This is a genomic window from Ruegeria atlantica, from assembly GCF_947495585.1.
GTDB classification, from domain to species: Bacteria; Pseudomonadota; Alphaproteobacteria; order Rhodobacterales; family Rhodobacteraceae; genus Ruegeria; species Ruegeria atlantica_G.
The window spans coordinates 17,254-35,821 of the sequence record NZ_CANLZK010000015.1 but is presented as its reverse complement, the minus strand read 5'-3'; the positions used below and the strand labels follow the sequence as shown (position 1 = coordinate 35,821).

Genomic DNA, 18,568 nt, shown 5'->3' with positions numbered 1-18,568 from the left:
GTGAGTATCCGCAAAAAGATCGCCGACAGCGAAGCCGTTTTGAACTGGGCCGCGCGCCGCATCGCGAGTTATATCCGGATAGTCAATCGCAACACCAAGTGGCAGCGCATCGGATACGAAGAACTGGACCAGCTGGCCGAACAAGGTGAACCGGTGATCGTGGTGCTGTGGCATCAGCGTCTGGCGCAATCGCCCTATTTCTTCCCGTTGGACAAAGGGCGCATCTGCTCGATCACTTCGTCTGCAAGAGCAGGCAGCATGGTAGGTCGGGTGCAGAAACTATTCGGCATGGACACCATCGCCATGGCCAGCAAACACAAGAGCAACGTTGCCGTTTCGCGAGAGGTGATCGGCAAGATTAATCAAGGGGTTTCCATCGGCATCGCCGCCGACGGACCACGTGGCCCCGAGCGTGTGCTGTCCACGGTGCCACTGGTCTGGGCGCGCACTTCGGGCAAACGGATCTTCGGTATCACCTTTTCCGCACAATATGGCAGCGAAGCGGGTACATGGGATCGCCTGTTGATGCCCCGCCCCTGGCGGAACAAGGGAGTCTTTCTGTGCCGCGAGTGGACCGAGACCGTGCCTCGCAAAGCACCTGAAGAGAAAATCGAGGAGCTGCGCCAAAGCCTTGAGCAGCATATGAACGATATCACTGCTGAAGCCGACCGCATGGTCGGGCGCGAACCGTGGTCGCCAGAGGCCTAACCGCCCCTTAACCGCTGCATCAGGTAAACTTCGCTGCCTTCAGGGATTGGCTCGGTCAACCCTGTGGCGATAACGCGGCCATCAATTGCAATAGACACCCCGGCATCAATAGGACCTTGAAGCTGTGGATAGGCCAGCACCAATGCGTGTAACAGTTCTCCGGTCGTCTTGGCTTTAACCTCGACCACCTGCTGGCCCCCGGTCAAAGACCGGAGGCCGGACCAGAGGTGGACCTCAACCATTGTCCTTCAGCGCGGCCAGAATACGCGGCGGTGACATTGGCAGTTGCCGCATACGTACGCCCGCCGCGTTCGACACGGCGTTGGCAATGGCAGCCAAGGGCGGCACGATGCCGGTCTCGCCGACGCCACGCACACCGAATGGGTGGCCTGGGTTTGGCACTTCGACGATCACCGTGTCGATCATCGGCAGGTCACTGGCGACGGGAATACGGTAGTCAAGGAAGATCGAGTTCTGCAGGCGACCATCCTCGCCATAGATGTATTCCTCGTTCAGCGCCCAGCCGATGCCCTGCGCCGCGCCGCCCTGATACTGGCCTTCTACATAGGTCGGATGGATCGCCTTACCGGCATCCTGAATAACCGTGTAGCGGGTGATCGCGGTTTTGCCGGTTTCCGGATCAACCTCAGCATCGACGATATGGGTACCAAAGGACACGCCCGCGCCTTCCGGGGTCGCCTCAAAGTGGCCCGAGATCGGACCGCCGGTCGAACCCATATGGGCCGTGATATCGGCCAGTGGGCGCGGATCGAAGTCACCGGCATTGGGGCCAGAGGGTACCGCACAGCCGTTTTCCCATTTCACCGCGTCGGTCGGAATTCCCCAGCTGGCCGCCGCGCGTTCGCACAGTTTTTCGACCGCGTGATTGGCTGCTTTGATGGTGGCAAGACCGGAGGCGTAGGTCACGCGAGAGCCGTGGCTGACGTCGTTGTAGCCAAGCGTCGCTGTGTCGGCGATGGTGACACGGATATTCTCGTACGGAATGCCCAGAACCTCAGCCGCCATCAGCGCCATAGACGCCCGCGAGCCGCCGATATCGGGCGTACCAACCATCAACTGGGCCGAGCCGTCCTCGGACAGGGACAGAGACACCGAGGTCTCGCCGCCATGGTTGAACCAGAACCCACAGGAAATCCCGCGTCCCTGCCCCGGTTTCAGCGGCGCTGAATAGTGCGGATGCGCCTTGGCGGCTTCCAGCGTCTCCACCAGACCGATGCGTTCATACCGGGGACCATAGCTGGCCTTAGTGCCTTCATACGCCGCATTTTTCAGGCGTACATCGACTGGATCGAGGTCCAGCTTTTTGCACAGTTCATCAATCACCGACTCGACGGCGAATGCCCCCATCGGGGCACCGGGGGCACGGTAGGCTGCCTGTTTCGGGCGATTGGCCATAACGTCATAGCCGACCTGTTTGACGTTGGTCAGACTGTAAGGCGCGAAGGCACACATGGCCGTCATATCGCCCGGCGCGCCCGGAAACGCGCCGCCTTGCAGGCGGAACACGCCCTGCGCGGCCGAGATGGTACCGTCCTTCTTCATGCCGATCTTGATGTCCATCGAAGCCGACGAAGTGGGGCCGGTTGCCCGGAACACTTCGGACCGGGTCATCACGAGTTTGACCGGGCGGTTGGCCTTACGGCTTAGCGCCAGCGCGACGGGTTCAATGAACACAGTCGTCTTGCCACCAAAGCCGCCGCCAATTTCGGACGCTGTTACGCGCAGCTGTGCGGTCTCAATCCCCAACAGCGCCGCGCAGGTTTTCTGCGCGATCCAGTGGCCCTGGGTCGTGCACCACAGCTCACCCTTGCCATCATTGCCCAACATACCCAAACAGGCATGCGGCTCGATGTAACCCTGATGGGTCGCCTCAGTGACAAAGCTGTCTTCGATGATCAGATCAGCTTCGGCAAAGCCGGCCTCGACATCGCCATGACCGCTTTCGTGGTACCGCACGACATTGGGGTGCATGCCCTCGGGCACCGAATAATCCGCGGCACCTTCACGAATGACCGGAGCATCCGAGGCCATCGCCTTGTCCACATCGGTGACGTGGGGCAACACCTCGTATTCGACCTCGATCAGCTTGAGCGCATCGCGCGCTGCCAAAGCGGATGTGGCCGCAATGGCCGCTACAGCGTGGCCGTCATACAGAGCCTTTTCGCCTGCCATGACGTTTTCCAAAACACTCCAGAATTCGCCTTCCAGGCCCGGTTTGAACGGGACGTCGGCAAAGTCCGCACGGGTCACGACGGCTTTGACGTCCTTATGCGCCTCGGCCTTCGAAGCGTCGATTTTCACGATCCGCGCATGGGCATGGGGCGAGCGCAGGATCGCGCCATGCAGCATGCCCGGTGCCGAAATATCCGCCCCGAACTTTGCGCGGCCCGTAACCTTGTCCAACCCGTCAGGGCGGTTCGGGCGCGTGCCAACAAAAGTAAATTCAGATTTGCGATCGTCGAGTGCCATTACGAAGCCTCCCGCAGTTCTTCTGCCGTTTCCATGACGGCACGAATGATCTTGTCATAACCGGTGCAGCGGCACAGGTTACCTGCCAGCCAATACCGGGCTTCCTCTTCGGTCGGGTTGGGGTTCTTTTCCAGCAGCGACTTGGCCGCGACCAGAATACCCGGTGTGCAGATGCCGCACTGAAGCGCGGCGTGTTCGATAAACTTCTGCTGCAGCGGGTGCAGAACGTCGCCATCTGCGATGCCCTCAACCGTTTCGATTTGCTTACCTTCGGCCTCAACGCCCAGCATCAGGCAGGAACAGACCAGACGCCCGTCGACCGAGACGGAACACGCGCCGCAGTCACCTGTACCACAGCCTTCTTTCGCTCCGGTCAGGTTCAGCTTGTCGCGCAAACAGTCCAATAGGGTTTCGCGCGGGTCGCAGAGGTATTCAACCGCGTCGCCGTTTACAGTGGTGGATACGTGGAACTTGCTCATGCTTGTTCTCCCTTCGCACGGGCATAGGCGATTTTCGCGGCGCGCTTGGCCAGAACGCCAGCGACCTCGGTGCGGAACGCGATGGTGCCGCGCTTGTCGTCAATCGGGTTACACGCAGCAGATGCAGCGGCAGCCAGCGCATCAAGCGCGGCCTCGTCCAGCGTACTGCCGATGATGGCCTTGGCACAGTCTTCAACCAGCAGAACGGTCGGGGCTACAGCACCCAGCGACACACGGGCTTCGGTGACAGTGTCGCCGTCCAGACGCAGGTTCACCCCTACACCGACAACAGCAATGTCCATTTCGGTCCGTGGTATGAACCGCAAATATGCGTCACCACCGTTGTCACCCCGTGCAGGGATATGCACGGCCGAGACCAACTCTCCCTTGGCCAGCGACGTTTTGCCGGGGCCGGTCGGGATATCTTCGACAGCAACTTTGCGATCACCATCCGGGCCTGTGACAGTAACAGTCACTCCGGCGGCGACCATAGCAGGCACGGAATCAGCCGCCGGAGAGCCATTGCACAGGTTCCCGGTCAGCGTTGCGCGCCCCTGCACTTGGGTTGATCCGATCAGGTCCATCGCCTCGACCACGCCGGGCCAATCGCCGCCCAATTCGGGGTGTTCGCTCATCTCGGCACCGGTGGCCGCGACGCCAATCGTCCAGCTGCCATCGGCGTTACGAATGATATCGCTGACGCCATCAATCTTTTTGATGTCGATTAGCGTATCGGGTGTCACCAGCTCGGACCGCAATTGCACCAGAACATCGGTGCCTCCTGCCAGAAACCGGGTAATGCCCGTCGCGTTCGCGGCCAGAGCCGACGCCTCGGCAAAGTTGGCGGGGCTGTGATAATCCATGAAAATACCTCGCACCTGTTGATCAGGATTCACTGGGGTTCGCGGGGGACGTTAGTGCAGCAGCCCCACGGCGTCCATGGCTGGAACGACCAATTTTTGTGTTTATCGAAGTCGTTTTCAGACCTCAGATCAGAGGTCGAGTTCAATCACACCGTCAGGTTCAGCCGCGCGGCTTTGACACAAGATGATCGCGCCCTCGCGCTGTTTGTTGGACAGAACGAAATCACGGTGCTCAATATCGCCAGAAACAACGCCGCATTTGCAGACGCCACATATACCATCGGCGCATTTCACATCAACGTGAATACCAGCTTCGTTTAGTACCTGCGCGGCATCCTTATCCTCGGGGACGGTCAGTTCCCTGCCCGACTTTGCCAGCTTCAGCGTGAAGGGGTGATTTTCGTATTCTGGCTGTTCAGGCACCGAGAAATACTCCAGATGCCGGGCTTCTTCAGGAAACCCCTGCCGTTCCGCCGCCTGGATCACCCCGTCCATGTAGCGATCCGGTCCGCAGGTATAGACGTGCCACCCTTCCTGATACCCCGACAGGACTGCATCCAGATCGGCGCGCGTTCCTTCATCCGAGAAATGAAAATGCACGTGGTCGGCCCAGGGCATCGCCGCCAGATCGTCCAAGTACCCGGCCCCAGCGCGGGTGCTGGCGGAATAGTGCAGCGCGAACGGCTTGCCGAGCGCATGCAACCGATGAGCAAATGCGATCATCGGGGTGATGCCGATCCCACCACCCATCAGGAAGGTCTTTGTTGCGGTCTCATCCAGTTCGAAATGGTTAATCGGTTTCGAGATGAAGACCTTGCGCCCCTCACTGAAGATTCGATGCAACAGGGCCGAACCGCCGCGTCCTTCATCCTCACGCAGGACGCCGATCTGATAGACTGACCCGTCCGACGGGTCCCCCGACATAGAATACTGACGCAGAAACTCAGGCGCGACCAGCACATCCAGATGCGCCCCGGCGGTCCAATCCGGTAAAGGCGCACCATTCAGGGCCGAGAATTCATACTTGGTCACATCCGCCGTCATCTTGTCGACTTTGGTCAACGCAACCCGCATCACCGGCGCATCGCCCGCGATCGAGTAACGATGCACGATCGACGTATCCCCTGCTGCCTTGCGATTTTTGTATTCTTCGGCTGACACCATCGCCTGATAGGCTGCAATCCCGGCCTCGCGGTCCATCGCAAAGGGATATGGCCACGGATGGGGGGCCAGATAGGCAGGATAGACGGCTAAGGTCTGATCTTCGAACTGCAGGTCCAGATCCGTTTGCAGGTTACGCCGGTTCAGCGGATGTTTCGTGGGACGATAAGCTCCATCCGTCTGCAATTCGATATCCCACCACCATTTCTTGGTGTCGTTCAGACCGCCATTACCCACGGCATCGTCCAGTTTCGCCAATGCCGGCGCGGCTTTCGGGATGTTCATCGCGGCCCAGCGGAACGGGCGTTCCTTGAAGATGCCCTCAAGGTTCCACGGGCAGGTCTTCATGCAACGCCCGCACATCGCACCGCCCGGTGTGGTCACGCGGTAGGTTGCGCATTTCTGGCTGTCGGATTTCCAGATCTCATAGCCATTGAACATGAGTTTCGGCCCCGCGGTGATTGCCCCAGAAGGACATTCGCGCGCGCATTTGTGGCAGCTTTCACAGAAAGTCTGCAGGCCAAAATCAATCGGTTTGTCGTGCTCCATCGGCATGTCGGTCGTCACTGCTCCGGACTTGAGCCGGGGCCCGAGATAAGGGTTCAGGATGACCTCGCCAATCCGGCTGACCTCGCCCAATCCAGACAGCAGCAAAAGCGGCGGCTGAAGCACTTCGCCATCCATGACCGTATGCGCCTTGGCTTTGTAACCGAGGTTGCGGATCTGCTGCGCAATTACACCGCCCAGTAGCGAAAACCGCAGATAAGCGCGCATTGACTGGGCAACTGCGATCCAGTCATCGCCGCTGGACCCCTCCATCGTTTCATAGCCCTGGTCGATGATCATGCTGATGGCCTGATCGTGGGTCGGGTTGATCTCTTCTCCGGTCGCGTCGTGAGAGTACCACGCCCATTCAGGACAACGGCTGAGGCCCACGGCATCGCCTCCAATGAAATAGGTCGCGGCCTTGATATTCGCGGCATTTCGGGCGGCATCGGTCGGGCGCGGGCCATCCGCGCTGTCGCCATCCTGCAAAAGCACAAATGCGCCCAGTGAACGGCGTTGCGCGAAACTGGGGGCGGCCTTGCGCACGTAGTGCCCCCCCCTGGCTGCATCCTGCAGCGGTTTGCCCATATCCCCGAATTGTGCGCGAGCAAACATGTCGGCGCGTTTGGGAACGCGGGCCACGTTTTCTTCGTCGATGTAGGTCGTCGGGTCCTCGACGCGCTTAAGCTTCTCGAACGGATGCGCCCCGTCCAGGTAGCGTCGTTTGGCGTAAGCATCCCGGTTCAGCGCGTTCTTGGCGAACCCCGTTCCCAGCCACCACGCCGGACCCTGAGTGCGAAACCAAGGCTGCTGCGCCATGGGTTGGAGGGGTTGATCATGCGCAATCTCCATCTCGGTCGTAACAGCAGCCAGACCAAACCGCGTGCCTAGCCACGGCACAACGACATCGCCATCCTCGACCGAGGCCAAACCAGCCGCCACCGCCAGCTTGCCCAGATCAACCTCAGAGGACATCGCGGTATGCGCCCGCGCATCGAACCCCAACAACCGGATATAATTGGCAATCACCACCGCATTTTCGGTCGCCAGCAAACAGGAACGGTGATCCTGCGCGTCCATAATCCAATCAGAGCCGGGCTCATCCGGGTTCGGATCACGGTTGTGTTCATAGACAAAGACGATGGCGTGGCGGTGGGTGTCCATCGGCTTGGGCGCGGCCTCCATGCTTTCCTTCAGGTCGGCCATGATGACATCAATACCCGACGCCAGCGTCTTGGTCTGCCGGGTCTTCAGCGCATGGGCCAGACGATCAATGTCGGGGTTATGACGCGGCTGGGGCAGCATCGCCTCGGCAGGCAAAGGCCCGCACCCCATCATCGACGCGTCATTGAAATAGCCAAAAGCCTTCAGGTGATGCGCACGCGCGCTCGGATCAGCCGGGATTTCAGAGGGCACAGCATTCACGAAGCCATCACGAATAGCGTCCATCATCGCCTGAAACTCGCCCATGGCGTTGACGATGCTTTCAGGCTGATCCGGCCGGTGAAAACTGAGCACGGGCATCGGCGGCACGGCAGACAGGTCCGGCACAACGCTCTGACGTGCCAACCGCTCTAACGGATAAGGCCCCATGTGGACCGGCCGGTTCTTGTCCGAGAAAAAGCGGATCCCCATCGTGCGCCTCCTGATTTCTAATTGTCACCTAATGCGGCGTGGACAGTAAATCCATTCATGAATAATCATAAGCGGTATGAGCAAAATAGATTTCATGGATCTGGACGGCAAAGTCCTGAGGGTCTTTCTGACCATTCTCGAAGAAAATTCGGTGTCCAAGGCCGCAGATCGGCTTGGCGTGACACAATCGGCCATCAGCCACACCCTGTCCAAACTTCGGGTGGTTCTGGGCGATCCGTTATTCATCAGATCAGGGCAGGGTCTGACCCCTACTGAGCGCGCCTTGTCCCTGAAAGATCCTGTTCAGCAGGTTCTGGACAATATGCGCGCGCTGACCGAGGACCGCCCGTTCGACCCGCTGTCCGAAGAGATGGTCTTTCACATCGCCACAAACGACATGCCGAGGGAATTGATTTTCCCGCAATTGCTGCAAAAGGTTCGGACCGAAGGCGTGCGGCTGGGGTTGGGGTTTATCCCATCAGGTGTTCCAGACCCTGAGCTGCTGCGCAGCGATCGGTGTCAATTGATGCTGACGCCTTTGCCGCCGGATGGACCGGACATCTTTCAAAAGCGCATCCTCAGCAGCCCGTTGATGATCTATTACGATGGCGCGCGACGAACTCCTCCGGACAGTTGGGAAATCTATTGCGAAACGGAGCACGTCGAAGTGCGTTTTGCGGATGGCCGCAGCTCGCGCGCTGTTATGCGGGGTGTCGATCAAAACCAGATCAGGCCACCTACGGTTACCCTGCCGCATTTCAATGCCATTACCTCATTTGTGAAAGGCGGCGACCTGATTTCCACCGATACCGCGTTGATGAAACACGGGCCACTACGTGCGTTGGATTGTGCGCCCTTGCCCTTCGCGTGCGACCCTGTCTCGATCTACATGGTCTGGCACCAAAGATCGTCCAACGACCCGGCACATCGCTGGTTGCGTGACAGGATCGAAGCCATCGCAGCGACGCTTCAGGATTGAGACAGCAACCAGTCTTTCATCACAGCGACCAGCGCGGGTTGGCGTGGCTGTTTGGGTGTCACGATGTAAAAGCCCAGGTCCTCGACCAGCTCGTCCGGGATCGGGCGCACCAACTGACCGGCGGCCAACTGGGCAGAAACAAGCGGTTCGTTAGCAAGAGCAACGCCCTGGCCCGACACGGCTGCATCGATGGCAAGGCTGGTCTGGCTGAAACTCATCATCTTCGGCTTACCCGTGATCCCTGCCCGCTGCAGGAACAAAGGCCACAGCCCATGGGTGTCGTTTAGCAGAGTGTGCTTTGTCAGGTCAGGAGGATGCGCAATTCTGGCCGCCATCTCAGGACCGCAAACCGGAACGAAAGTTGTGGAAAACAGAGGCACTGCGACCACCCCGGATCCAAACGGCGCGCGCCCTTGCCGAACAGCAATGTCGACACCGTCCCCCTGGAAATCCGCCAGCCGTTCCCGTGCGTCGACCTGCACGGCTATATCAGGGTGGTACCGCGTAAAGTCCGGAAGTCGTGGAACCAGCCATTTCGAGGCAAAGCTGGGCGTGACAGAGATAGTAATTTGTCTGTCACCAGAAAGATCCTCGACGGCCTCTTCGATCAGTCGGAAGGCCCGGCGCAAGGGCGCATGGAACCTGCGCCCGGCCTCGGTCAGTGCAAGGCCCCGCGGCAGGCGATCAAAGAGCGTCACAGCCAATCGCGCCTCAAGTCCGCGTACCTGCTGGGCGACAGCACCTTGGGTGACGCCCAGGTCCTCGGCAGCCAAGCGAAAGTTCAGATGCCGCGCCGAAGCCTCGAAAGCCCGCAATGCGTTCAGAGGGGGAAGAGCCGCCATCGTAGCACCCTGTAGTTTTTCTACATCATAAGGCCAGCAGAACTGATTGGTCAATCAGATCGCCAAAGCGCATCTTCATGCCATCAATGAATGGAGAAATCACATGACCAAAGTGGCGCTGATAACAGCGGGCGGCAGCGGAATGGGCGCGGATTCGGCCCGACGTCTGGCCGCAGATGGATTTAAGGTCGGCATCCTGTCGTCTTCTGGCAAGGGTGAGGCACTGGCGCACGAGCTGGGTGGCGTTGGTGTGACCGGGTCAAACCAGTCGACTGATGATCTGCAAAAACTTGTCGATACCGCAATGACCCATTGGGGGCGTATCGACGTGCTGGTCAACTCGGCCGGTCATGGCCCGCGCGCGCCAGTGCTGGAGCTGTCGGACGAGGATTGGCACACCGGAATGGACGTCTATTTCCTGAACGCCGTCAGACCAACCCGGCTGGTGACACCTATTATGCAGAAGCAAGGTGGTGGATCGATCATCAACATTTCAACCTTTGCCGCGTTCGAACCCGACCCTGTTTTCCCAACCTCGGGTGTTTTTCGCGCGGGTTTGGCGGCCTTCACCAAGCTGTTCTCGGATCATTACGCGGCCGACAACATCCGGATGAACAACGTCTTGCCAGGCTTCATCGACAGCCTGCCAGAGAAAGAGGAATTCCGCGCGCGCATCCCGATGGGCCGCTATGGACGCAGCTATGACGAGATCGCCTCGGTCGTGGCGATGCTTGCATCAGAGGGCGGCGGCTATATCACCGGTCAAAACATCCGGGTTGATGGCGGCATCACCCGCGCGGTCTGAGGTCAGAACCGCGCTTTGACAAAATGGGTCAGCGCCGCGCCGGTTTCAAAATAGGCGCGGCGTAGCCCTATCCACTTTTCCTGATACTCTGGGACTGCGGGCACCGGCAAAAGGCTTGGGTCGTCCTGCAACAGACTTTGGGCAACAAGGCGGCCAAAGACAGTGCCTGGCCCGATTCCACGCCCCGAAAATCCATGAACGGACAGAGCATTGGCACCGATCTGCGTAATCTTCGGGATGTGGTCTGACGTCATGGCGATGCGGCCATGCCACCCTTCGACCAACGGGTGATAGGCCAGTTGCGGATACAGCTGTGCCAGTTTGCGCCTGATCCAGCTCTTGTGAATCCCGCCGCCTGCCTGATCCAGATCACCCATGGCACCGATGATAAACCGCCCCTCTTGATCCATTCGGAACGAGGTCATGATCAGGTCTGTGTCCCAGCACCCCTCGCCCCCCGGCAAAACGCTGGCGCGCAGATTGCCGGACAATGGGGCCGTGGCATATTGGAAATAATAGACCGGCACATAGGCGAGGGCCGATGCGGTCAGATCACGGTGATAGGCATTGGTCGCCTGAATGACCCATTTGGCGCGCACCGTGTGCCGAGCAGTCTTCAACACCCAGATTCCATCCATTTGCTGCATGGACAGAACCGGATCTTGCGTGGAAACCAACGCGCCAGCCTCGACCCCGGCACGGGCCAATCCACGCACAAATGCCAATGGGTGGATGGTCCCGGCGCGCGGGTCGAACAGAGCACCACCAAAGGCCGCGCTGCCCGTTCGCTGCGCTGTCAGCCCTGCAGACAGCAACTCAACCGGTGCACCAGCAGCGCTGAGTTGCGCGTGGCGGACCTGCAGATCCCGAAGACCCGCAGCCGAATGCGCACAGTGCAGAGTTCCGTTGCGCACAGGTTCGCAGTCTATCCCATGCTGGTCGATCAGGCTGAACACCTCTGATGGAGCAGCAGCCAGAAGGTCAACCAGCCGATCCCCAACCATGTCACCCAGATGCGCGCGAATCTTAGCGGGCGGCAACCACAGCCCCGCATTCGCCAGCCCGACATTGCGGCCCGAGCCACCGTGACCGATGTCATGCGCCTCAAGCAGACAGACCGAAGCACCAGCCTTGGCCGCAGTCAGGGCCGCAGAACAGCCGGTATAACCACCACCGATCACCGCCAGATCAACAGTGATATCACCGGTCGAAACACCGGGTTCGACATGTTCACGGCATGTGTTCAGCCAAAGGGACTGGTTGTGGTCGCTCACGTCGCGCTCCTTGAAATTGCGCGGATCATCAGGGCAGTGTCAGCCGGTTGCAAGCGCTCTTTGATCCTCGCGCCCCATCGCGATCAGGAAGGGTTGCGCATCCTGTTTCGCTTGAAAATCAGCCTTGTTACCCATGCCACGCCAGTTCGCCAGAACAAGAGATTGCGCCACTGCGCCACCTAAGGTCGCGCCGGGGCCGGTAACAATGAACACGTCTGGCGCGAACTCATGCGCGGCGGTCTGGATCGCACGGGTAAAGTCATAGGGTTCGGTCACTTGGTGGCCCAGGGTATAATCCCAAAGCGCCTGCGTATCCGTCGCACCCGGCCACCAAATCTTTCCGCGACCGTCGATCAGGGGGCGTTCAGGCTGTCGGAACAAATCCGCGCCCAAGAGCGTACGCCCTTCGGCAGCGACCGGTGCCTGCAAGGATGTGTGAAACGCGGCATGGTTTGGCAAGCGCATCGGGAAACGGTCCTGCACGGTGGGTTGTGACGCCTCAAAAGCCTTCAGCCCCATCTCATTGCCTGCCAGAACCAGCATTCCGCCCAGATCAATGGACAAAGCAAGGTCGTGACCGTCCACCGCATTGATGCGTTTCACATCCGCCAGCAGCTCTGCCTTGCGAAAAGCGTCGTCCGCCCAACCGTCGTCGGCAAAGGGATAAACCAGTTGACCACCGATCAGGTGATCCTGCATCAGTGTTCCCATCGTGTTCACGACGCGGAACCCGTGGTCAGGCGACAACGCCCCGGCAGCGGCCAGCGCAATATACCACCCCATCGAGTTCCCGGTGACCGCGACCACTTCGATATCATCGGCCAGCGATTGCGCGTCTGCCAGCGAAGCTGCGTAGATGAGCGGTGAAGCAATATCGCCTTTTGAATACTTGGAAACTGTGAACCGCGCTGCGCCATCCAATGCGGTAACGGCCTCTTGCCCTGCTTCGGCACGTATCGCGTCGAAGCCCCGAAACATTACAGTCTGCTGCGCGTGATGGCGATGCAGATAGCCAAGCTCGGGCTTGTTGTATGTACCCCGACCGGGGCAGATGACGACGGCTGTGCGAGTCATGAGCGGCCACCCGTCAGTTTAAGCGCGGCGGTGATAATCCCGTCCTTCGATGGCAGCGGAGCGGCATAGGCGGGACCAGTTGCGATAAAGCAGTCTTCGGCCACGATGCGCGCGCTAGGGGTAGAGGGACTGTTTTCAGTGAAAAAGGTCATCAACCCCTCGGACTGGCTGCCGGTCCGGCGGCACTCGTCGACGATCAAGACGTGTTTGCAACCCTTTGTGGCCTGACGCAGAGCCTCAATCGGCAGAGGTGCCAGCCAGCGCATGTCGATGATACGGATTTTCACGCCTGCTGCCTCCAACTCGGGCCGAGCCTGTTTCGACAGATAATGCCCGTTGCCATAAGTGACGATGGCCAGATCTTTGCCCTCGCCATGCACGCCAACCTCACCCAGCGCGATACTCTGGTCAGGCGAAGGATACGTCGTCATCCAGCCTGCGTCCTGTGCATCGTGCAGATCGCGCATCGGATAAAGCGCAATAGGTTCCAGAAAGACCACGACACGCTGTTCTTCGCGCGCCAGCCGTACGCATTCGCGCAGCATCTTCGCCGCATCCGCGCCTGTCGATGGACAGGCAATGATCACGCCGGGAATATCGCGCAGGACAGCTAGAGAATTGTCGTTGTGGAAATGACCGCCGAACCCTTTCTGATAGCCAAGCCCCGCGATGCGTAGAACCATCGGGTTGGTGAACTGCCCGTTCGAGAAAAAGGGCAGCGTCGCGGCTTCGCCTCTGATCTGGTCCTCGGCATTGTGCAGATAAGCGAGGAACTGGATTTCGGGGATCGGGACAAACCCGTTATGCCCCATGCCAATGGCCAGTCCCAGAATGGACTGCTCATCCAACAGCGTGTCGATCACCCGGTCCGGGCCAAAGCGTTGCTGCAGTTTCTGGGTCACGCCATAGACGCCGCCCTTGCGGCCGACATCTTCGCCCATGCAGACGACCTCGCCGTGTTCCAGCATCAGATCGGTCAGCGCCCAGTTGATCAGACGGCTCATGGGTTGCGGATCATCCATTGCCCGCGTGTCGCCGCCAAAGGCTTTGTCGCGCGCTTCGGCGCTGGGACCGTTAGTGGGCTTACAAGCCCGTTTTGGCGGGATCAGGCTGGCCATAACCTCAGAGGCGGTGGTCAGGTGCGGACGGGTTGCGACCTCCGCCGCGACGCGATCAGTACGGGCGCAGGTGTCTTCGTAGATTTTCAACGCCTGTTCCGGCGCCAACGCCCCGGCCTGTTCCAGCAAGCGCACCGAGTGCAACAGGGGATCGTTGGCCTCGTCCGCCTCAACCTCGGACTTCGGCAAGTACGTGGTCGGCACATCTGCGCCCGCATGGCCGTAAAGACGCACGGTTTTCAGATGCAGGAAGGCCGGTTTCCGGCGGGTACGGACATACTCGGCGGCGTCTTGCGCCACCGCGAAGGTCTCATAGATATCCAGACCGTTGGCCTGAAAATACTTGATCCCGGGGCGGTGTTCCATCGACGCCTGTATCCAGCCCTTGGGCGTTTTGACCGAGATTCCAATCCCGTTATCCTCACACACAAACAACAGCGGCAAAGGCGTCGACTGCACGCTGGTCCAGCCTGCGGTGTTGATCGCGCCCTGCGCTGTAGAATGATTGGCCGAGGCATCCCCGAAGGAACACATCGCAATCCCGTCCAAGGGCAGTTCACGGTGTTCAGGATCGTGTCTCCGCGCGGCACCTAGCGAATACGCAGCGCCCACCGCTTTGGGCAAGTGGCTAGCGATAGTCGAAGTCTGCGGCGGGATCGTCAACGCTTTGGACCCCAGTACCTTATGCCGCCCGCCCGAGGTCGGATCCTCTTTCGAACAGGCAAAACTCAGCAGCATGTCCCACGCGATCTGCTGGCCCGGCACCTGCTCAGCCCGCGCGATCTGAAAGGCGGCATCCCGGTAGTGAAGAAAGGCGATATCGGTCGGGCGCAAGGCATGCGCCACGGCGGCCATCCCTTCGTGGCCGGATGATCCGATGGTGTAAAACCCCTGCCCCGCCTTCTGCATGGCCCGGCTGGTCCTGTCCAACGCTCGGCTAAGGACCTGTGATCGGAACAGCGACACCGCATCGGTATTGCTCAGACCCTGCCGTGGCTTTGCTCCGTCGGGAAAGTCGCGATTGGCGACCCGGGTCAGGAAATTCTCGTGAACGATCTGGGCGCGATCCATTGGGTGTCTTCCGGAGTTATTTGGTTACAATTTGGCGGTAGCTTCCGCGATACGGCGCATACCTTCTTGCAGGCTTTCAGTGGCATAGGCAAAAGAAAGCCGCAAATGCCCCGGCATACCAAACGCACGCCCCGGCACCAGCGCCACACCCGCCTCATCCAGCAGAAAGCGACAGAATTCATGGTCTGTGGCCATTTTCGCATGGGTTTTGGGAAAGGCGTAAAACGCGCCATCCGGCACGGCACATTCCAGACCAGCGGCGTTTAGCCCTTCGACAACCAGATCGCGGCGCGCTCGCATTGCCTGACGGCGTTCTGCCAGCAAGCCTTGCGGCCCGTTGATGGCCTCCAATGCTGCAGCCTGGGCAATCGAACACGCCCCCGACGTGATTTGCCCCTGCACAGCCACCATCGCCTTGATCAACTCAGCAGGGCCGATACCCCACCCGATACGCCAGCCGGTCATGGAATAGGCCTTGGACACGCCGTTTACGATCAACGTTCGTTCCGCTAATTCGGGAACGGCCTGCACAAAGGGCGTGAAAGGCACAAAAGACAGGTGTTGATAAATCTCGTCAGAAATCACCCAGACCTGAGGATAGTTTTGCAATACCGCGCCCAGCGCCTGCAATTCCGCCTTGGAATAGACCGCGCCAGTTGGATTGGACGGGGAATTCAGCAGCAGCCAACGCGTGCGCGGGGTGATCGCGGCCTCCAACTGATCCGGCGTCAGTTTGAATTTCTGCGTCGCCGGACAGCTGACGACTACGGGGACACCGCCAGCCAAACTGACCATATCCGCATAGCTTGTCCAGAATGGAGCAGCCATAATCACTTCTTCACCAGGGTTCAGAGTTGCCATCATTGCGCAGGACAAAACCTGCTTGGCACCCGTCGAAACGACTACGTTCTCGGGATGCGCGCCAGCCTCAGTCGCGATCGCTGATCGCAAAGTGGGCGTTCCTGCCGTTGCGGGGTATCGCGTCTGCCCGTCAATAGCTGCGCGGTGGGCCGCCTCAACAACATGCGACGGCGTCGGGAAATCAGGCTCGCCAGTGCTGAGCGCAATCACGTCGACACCCTGCGCCCGAAGGCGCGCGGCCTGCTCTGAGATACGAACGATCTCTGACAGCTCAATGCCATTCAACCTGTCGGCGGGCTGAAAATCTTGAATACTGGTCGTTAGGGTCATTGGTCCACATCCACATTGGAATCCACGCCTCTGTATCGGGCTGGTGAACGGCAATTGCCAGTGATATTCCGTGTGAAAGGTATGAGGATTTATCATATGATTGCACCACGTCGGTTTCTCCCCTCGATCCCCTCTCTTCTGGCATTGGAAGCGGTTGATCGCCTCGGCAGTGCCTCGGCAGCAGCCGAGGAGCTGTCATTGACCCAAAGCGCGATCAGCCGACAGCTAAAGTCCATGGAGGAACAACTGGGTGTCGCGCTTATCCAGCGCAATCAGATGCGTTTGCACCTGACCCCCGCCGCGAAAGATTATGTTCAGGTGACGCGCACAGCGCTGAACCAGATTGCGCAGGCGTCACTGAAACTAAAGGCCAACCCAACAGGCGGGTCGCTGAACCTGTCCATCCTGCCCGCCTTTGGAATGCATTGGCTGGCACCGCGCCTGCAGGATTTTGCCCGTCGCCACCCCGAAGTGACTGTGAACCTGAGCACATGCCTCAAGCCGTTTGATTTCGAGACCGAACATTTTGATGCCGCCATCCACTTCGGCCAAAAGAACTGGCCGGGCGTCAACTACCTGCCGATCATGCGTGAAGATGTGGTTCCGGTCTGTGCACCGGACCTGTTGCTCGATCAGGAGCAGGACTTGAGCTGGCTGATGACGGCCCCCTTGCTGCATCTTGAGACCCGGCCAGACGCTTGGGAGCGATGGTTTGCGGCACAAGGGCGTGACTCATCAGGGATACGGGGAATGCTGTTCGATCAGTTCTCGACTATGGTGCAGGCCACGATCCACGGGTTGGGAGCGGCGCTATTGCCCAGCTATCTGATCGAAGACGAGCTGAAAACCAAAAGGTTGGTTCCCGCATGGAACGGACCCCGCATCAGCCTTGGGCAATTCTTTCTGGTCTGGCCACAGTCACGACCTGAGTCCGAACCGCTACGGTCATTTCGGATATGGCTGCAAGGTCAGGTTGGCCCATTCTGATCTAAAACTGCACAGTTAAACACGGCACAGTCTCCAGCTTTGCGTCCTGCGGCCCAACTGGAGGAGACGTTTTTCCAAAAACGTTGACGAAAGGCGGGAGCCCTTTGGGTGCGTTACTTGTCCAGCGAACGGGCGATCAGTTCCTTCATGATCTCGTTGGTGCCGCCGTAGATCATCTGCACCCGCGCATCCGCATAAAGCCGGGCAATCGGGTATTCCATCATAAACCCGTAACCACCGAACAACTGAAGGCATTCGTGCATGATCTCGTTCTGCACTTCTGAACCCCAGTATTTCACCATAGAGGCCGTCGCCGCATCCAAAGTCCCAGCCTCAAGCTGCGCGATGCAGTCATTGACGAAACTGCGCAGGACTTCGGCTTTGGTTTTGCACTCGGCCAGTTTGAAACGCGTGTTCTGAAAGTCCATAACGCGTTGGCCAAAGGCCTTGCGTTCCTGCGTATAACGCACCGTCTCGGCAATTGCGAAATCGATCGCGCCCAGCGCCATGATACCGATGGTCAGGCGTTCCCAGGGCAGTTGCTTCATCATCTGATAGAAGCCCTGGCCTTCCTCAGGTCCGATCAGGTTCGTCATCGGAACCTTAACGTCTTCAAAGAACAGCTCGGCCGTATCGTTGGCCTTCATCCCCAGTTTCTTGAGGTTGCGACCTCGGCGAAACCCTTCTGCGCCTTCGGTTTCGACGGCGATCAGAGAAACGCCCTTGGATCCTTGCGATTTATCCGTCTTTGCGGCCACCAGGATCAAATCGGCGGATTGGCCGTTGGTGATAAAGATCTTGGACCCGTTCAAACGATAGGAATTTCCGTCCTTGTCTGCGGTGGTGCGAACGGATTGAACGTCCGAACCTGTTCCCGGCTCAGTCATAGCCAAAGCGCCAACCATTTCACCGGATGCCAAACGGGGCAGCCATTTGTGTTTTTGATCCTCGCTGCCATAGGCGTTCAGGTAATGGACAACAATCGACTGAATTCCAAAGCCCCAACCCGAGTCACCGCGTGCGGCTTGCCCGTACATCGTGACCGCGTCGAACCCGATCCCGCCGCCAACACCACCATATTCCTCGGCAATAGCGCCGGCCATCAGCCCCATGTCCCCGGCCTTGTTCCAGAACTCGCGATCGACCATGCCGTTTTGGTTCCAGCGTTCGATGTTGGGCACAAGTTCGTCGTCCATGAACCGGTTTGCCATTTCGGCAAACATCTGATGTTCGTCAGTGACCCAGTTGGCGGTTGGCTTGAATAGCGACATGTAGGTTTCTCCCAAATCGAATTTCGATAAGGGTAGCGTTGGGCACCGCGCAAACCAACCCATCCACCGGATTG

The 18,568-nt window shown here is 59.2% G+C and carries 15 protein-coding genes; 4 read left to right on the top strand and 11 right to left on the bottom strand.

Annotated elements, in window-relative coordinates:
* Entirely contained in the window at positions 1–708 is a 708-nt protein-coding gene (locus tag QMP16_RS19860) for a lysophospholipid acyltransferase family protein (RefSeq protein ID WP_282153803.1), read from the top strand.
* Here the strand turns inward: QMP16_RS19860 and QMP16_RS19855 are convergent.
* The 5 genes from QMP16_RS19855 to QMP16_RS19835 all read right to left on the bottom strand — a co-directional run bounded on the left by QMP16_RS19855 (position 705) and on the right by QMP16_RS19835 (position 7,882).
* Positions 705–950 (bottom strand): MoaD/ThiS family protein, encoded by a 246-nt coding sequence (locus QMP16_RS19855; RefSeq protein ID WP_282153802.1) that lies wholly within the window; start codon positions 948–950, stop codon positions 705–707. The two genes, QMP16_RS19860 and QMP16_RS19855, sit on opposite strands and share 4 nt — an antisense overlap.
* Positions 943–3,198 (bottom strand): xanthine dehydrogenase family protein molybdopterin-binding subunit, encoded by a 2,256-nt coding sequence (locus QMP16_RS19850; RefSeq protein ID WP_282153801.1) that lies wholly within the window; start codon positions 3,196–3,198, stop codon positions 943–945. The genes QMP16_RS19855 and QMP16_RS19850 overlap by 8 nt, the downstream gene beginning before the upstream one ends.
* Positions 3,198–3,677 carry a (2Fe-2S)-binding protein gene (locus QMP16_RS19845; RefSeq protein ID WP_282153800.1) on the bottom strand — a complete coding sequence of 160 codons (480 nt, stop codon included), beginning with the start codon at positions 3,675–3,677 and terminating at the stop codon, positions 3,198–3,200. Before QMP16_RS19845 ends, QMP16_RS19850 begins: the two co-directional genes overlap by 1 nt.
* Positions 3,674–4,540 (bottom strand): FAD binding domain-containing protein, encoded by an 867-nt coding sequence (locus QMP16_RS19840; protein ID WP_282153799.1) that lies wholly within the window; start codon positions 4,538–4,540, stop codon positions 3,674–3,676. Before QMP16_RS19840 ends, QMP16_RS19845 begins: the two co-directional genes overlap by 4 nt.
* 129 nt (positions 4,541–4,669) lie before the next feature.
* On the bottom strand, positions 4,670–7,882 hold the full coding sequence (locus tag QMP16_RS19835) for a reductive dehalogenase (RefSeq protein WP_282153798.1): 3,213 nt from the start codon (positions 7,880–7,882) through the stop codon (positions 4,670–4,672).
* Between the two features lie 76 nt (positions 7,883–7,958).
* Here QMP16_RS19835 and QMP16_RS19830 point away from each other — a divergent pair, with 76 nt between their 5' ends.
* Positions 7,959–8,861: a LysR family transcriptional regulator gene (locus QMP16_RS19830; RefSeq protein ID WP_282153797.1), complete on the top strand. Its 903-nt coding sequence runs from the start codon at positions 7,959–7,961 to the stop codon at positions 8,859–8,861.
* Here the strand turns inward: QMP16_RS19830 and QMP16_RS19825 are convergent.
* Positions 8,852–9,703 (bottom strand): LysR substrate-binding domain-containing protein, encoded by an 852-nt coding sequence (locus QMP16_RS19825; RefSeq protein WP_282153796.1) that lies wholly within the window; start codon positions 9,701–9,703, stop codon positions 8,852–8,854. The genes QMP16_RS19830 and QMP16_RS19825 overlap by 10 nt on opposite strands.
* A gap of 103 nt (positions 9,704–9,806) precedes the next feature.
* Here QMP16_RS19825 and QMP16_RS19820 point away from each other — a divergent pair, with 103 nt between their 5' ends.
* Positions 9,807–10,508, top strand: coding sequence for an SDR family oxidoreductase (locus QMP16_RS19820; protein ID WP_282153795.1), 702 nt, complete (start codon positions 9,807–9,809; stop codon positions 10,506–10,508).
* Between the two features lie 2 nt (positions 10,509–10,510).
* Here the strand turns inward: QMP16_RS19820 and QMP16_RS19815 are convergent, their stop codons facing one another.
* The 4 genes from QMP16_RS19815 to QMP16_RS19800 are packed head-to-tail and all read right to left on the bottom strand — an operon-like array spanning position 10,511 to position 16,236.
* Positions 10,511–11,782, bottom strand: a complete 1,272-nt coding sequence (locus QMP16_RS19815) for an NAD(P)/FAD-dependent oxidoreductase (protein ID WP_282153794.1) — start codon at positions 11,780–11,782, stop codon at positions 10,511–10,513.
* 39 nt (positions 11,783–11,821) lie between these two features.
* On the bottom strand, positions 11,822–12,856 hold the full coding sequence (locus QMP16_RS19810; RefSeq protein WP_282153793.1) for an ACP S-malonyltransferase: 1,035 nt from the start codon (positions 12,854–12,856) through the stop codon (positions 11,822–11,824).
* Complete coding sequence (locus QMP16_RS19805; RefSeq protein WP_282153792.1) at positions 12,853–15,045, bottom strand: dehydrogenase E1 component subunit alpha/beta; 2,193 nt, start codon at positions 15,043–15,045, stop codon at positions 12,853–12,855. The genes QMP16_RS19810 and QMP16_RS19805 overlap by 4 nt, the downstream gene beginning before the upstream one ends.
* A gap of 24 nt (positions 15,046–15,069) precedes the next feature.
* Positions 15,070–16,236 carry a pyridoxal phosphate-dependent aminotransferase gene (locus tag QMP16_RS19800; protein WP_282153791.1) on the bottom strand — a complete coding sequence of 389 codons (1,167 nt, stop codon included), beginning with the start codon at positions 16,234–16,236 and terminating at the stop codon, positions 15,070–15,072.
* 96 nt (positions 16,237–16,332) lie between these two features.
* Here QMP16_RS19800 and QMP16_RS19795 point away from each other — a divergent pair, with 96 nt between their 5' ends.
* Positions 16,333–17,223 carry a LysR substrate-binding domain-containing protein gene (locus tag QMP16_RS19795; protein WP_282153790.1) on the top strand — a complete coding sequence of 297 codons (891 nt, stop codon included), beginning with the start codon at positions 16,333–16,335 and terminating at the stop codon, positions 17,221–17,223.
* Between the two features lie 113 nt (positions 17,224–17,336).
* On the opposite strand, the gene QMP16_RS19790 is transcribed toward QMP16_RS19795, so the two are convergent.
* Positions 17,337–18,494, bottom strand: coding sequence for an acyl-CoA dehydrogenase family protein (locus QMP16_RS19790; protein ID WP_108859173.1), 1,158 nt, complete (start codon positions 18,492–18,494; stop codon positions 17,337–17,339).
* Positions 18,495–18,568 lie beyond the last annotated feature (74 nt).

Bases quoted from the DNA above. Each gene is read 5' to 3' on its own strand.
- QMP16_RS19855 (WP_282153802.1), bottom strand. From the start codon at position 950: ATGGTTGAGGTCCACCTCTGGTCCGGCCTCCGGTCTTTGACCGGGGGC.
- QMP16_RS19850 (WP_282153801.1), bottom strand. From the start codon at position 3,198: ATGGCACTCGACGATCGCAAATCTGAATTTACTTTTGTTGGCACGCGC.
- QMP16_RS19845 (WP_282153800.1), bottom strand. From the start codon at position 3,677: ATGAGCAAGTTCCACGTATCCACCACTGTAAACGGCGACGCGGTTGAA.
- QMP16_RS19840 (WP_282153799.1), bottom strand. From the start codon at position 4,540: ATGGATTATCACAGCCCCGCCAACTTTGCCGAGGCGTCGGCTCTGGCC.
- QMP16_RS19835 (WP_282153798.1), bottom strand. From the start codon at position 7,882: ATGGGGATCCGCTTTTTCTCGGACAAGAACCGGCCGGTCCACATGGGG.
- QMP16_RS19830 (WP_282153797.1), top strand. From the start codon at position 7,959: ATGAGCAAAATAGATTTCATGGATCTGGACGGCAAAGTCCTGAGGGTC.
- QMP16_RS19825 (WP_282153796.1), bottom strand. From the start codon at position 9,703: ATGGCGGCTCTTCCCCCTCTGAACGCATTGCGGGCTTTCGAGGCTTCG.
- QMP16_RS19820 (WP_282153795.1), top strand. From the start codon at position 9,807: ATGACCAAAGTGGCGCTGATAACAGCGGGCGGCAGCGGAATGGGCGCG.
- QMP16_RS19810 (WP_282153793.1), bottom strand. From the start codon at position 12,856: ATGACTCGCACAGCCGTCGTCATCTGCCCCGGTCGGGGTACATACAAC.
- QMP16_RS19805 (WP_282153792.1), bottom strand. From the start codon at position 15,045: ATGGATCGCGCCCAGATCGTTCACGAGAATTTCCTGACCCGGGTCGCC.
- QMP16_RS19800 (WP_282153791.1), bottom strand. From the start codon at position 16,236: ATGACCCTAACGACCAGTATTCAAGATTTTCAGCCCGCCGACAGGTTG.
- QMP16_RS19795 (WP_282153790.1), top strand. From the start codon at position 16,333: ATGATTGCACCACGTCGGTTTCTCCCCTCGATCCCCTCTCTTCTGGCA.
- QMP16_RS19790 (WP_108859173.1), bottom strand. From the start codon at position 18,494: ATGTCGCTATTCAAGCCAACCGCCAACTGGGTCACTGACGAACATCAG.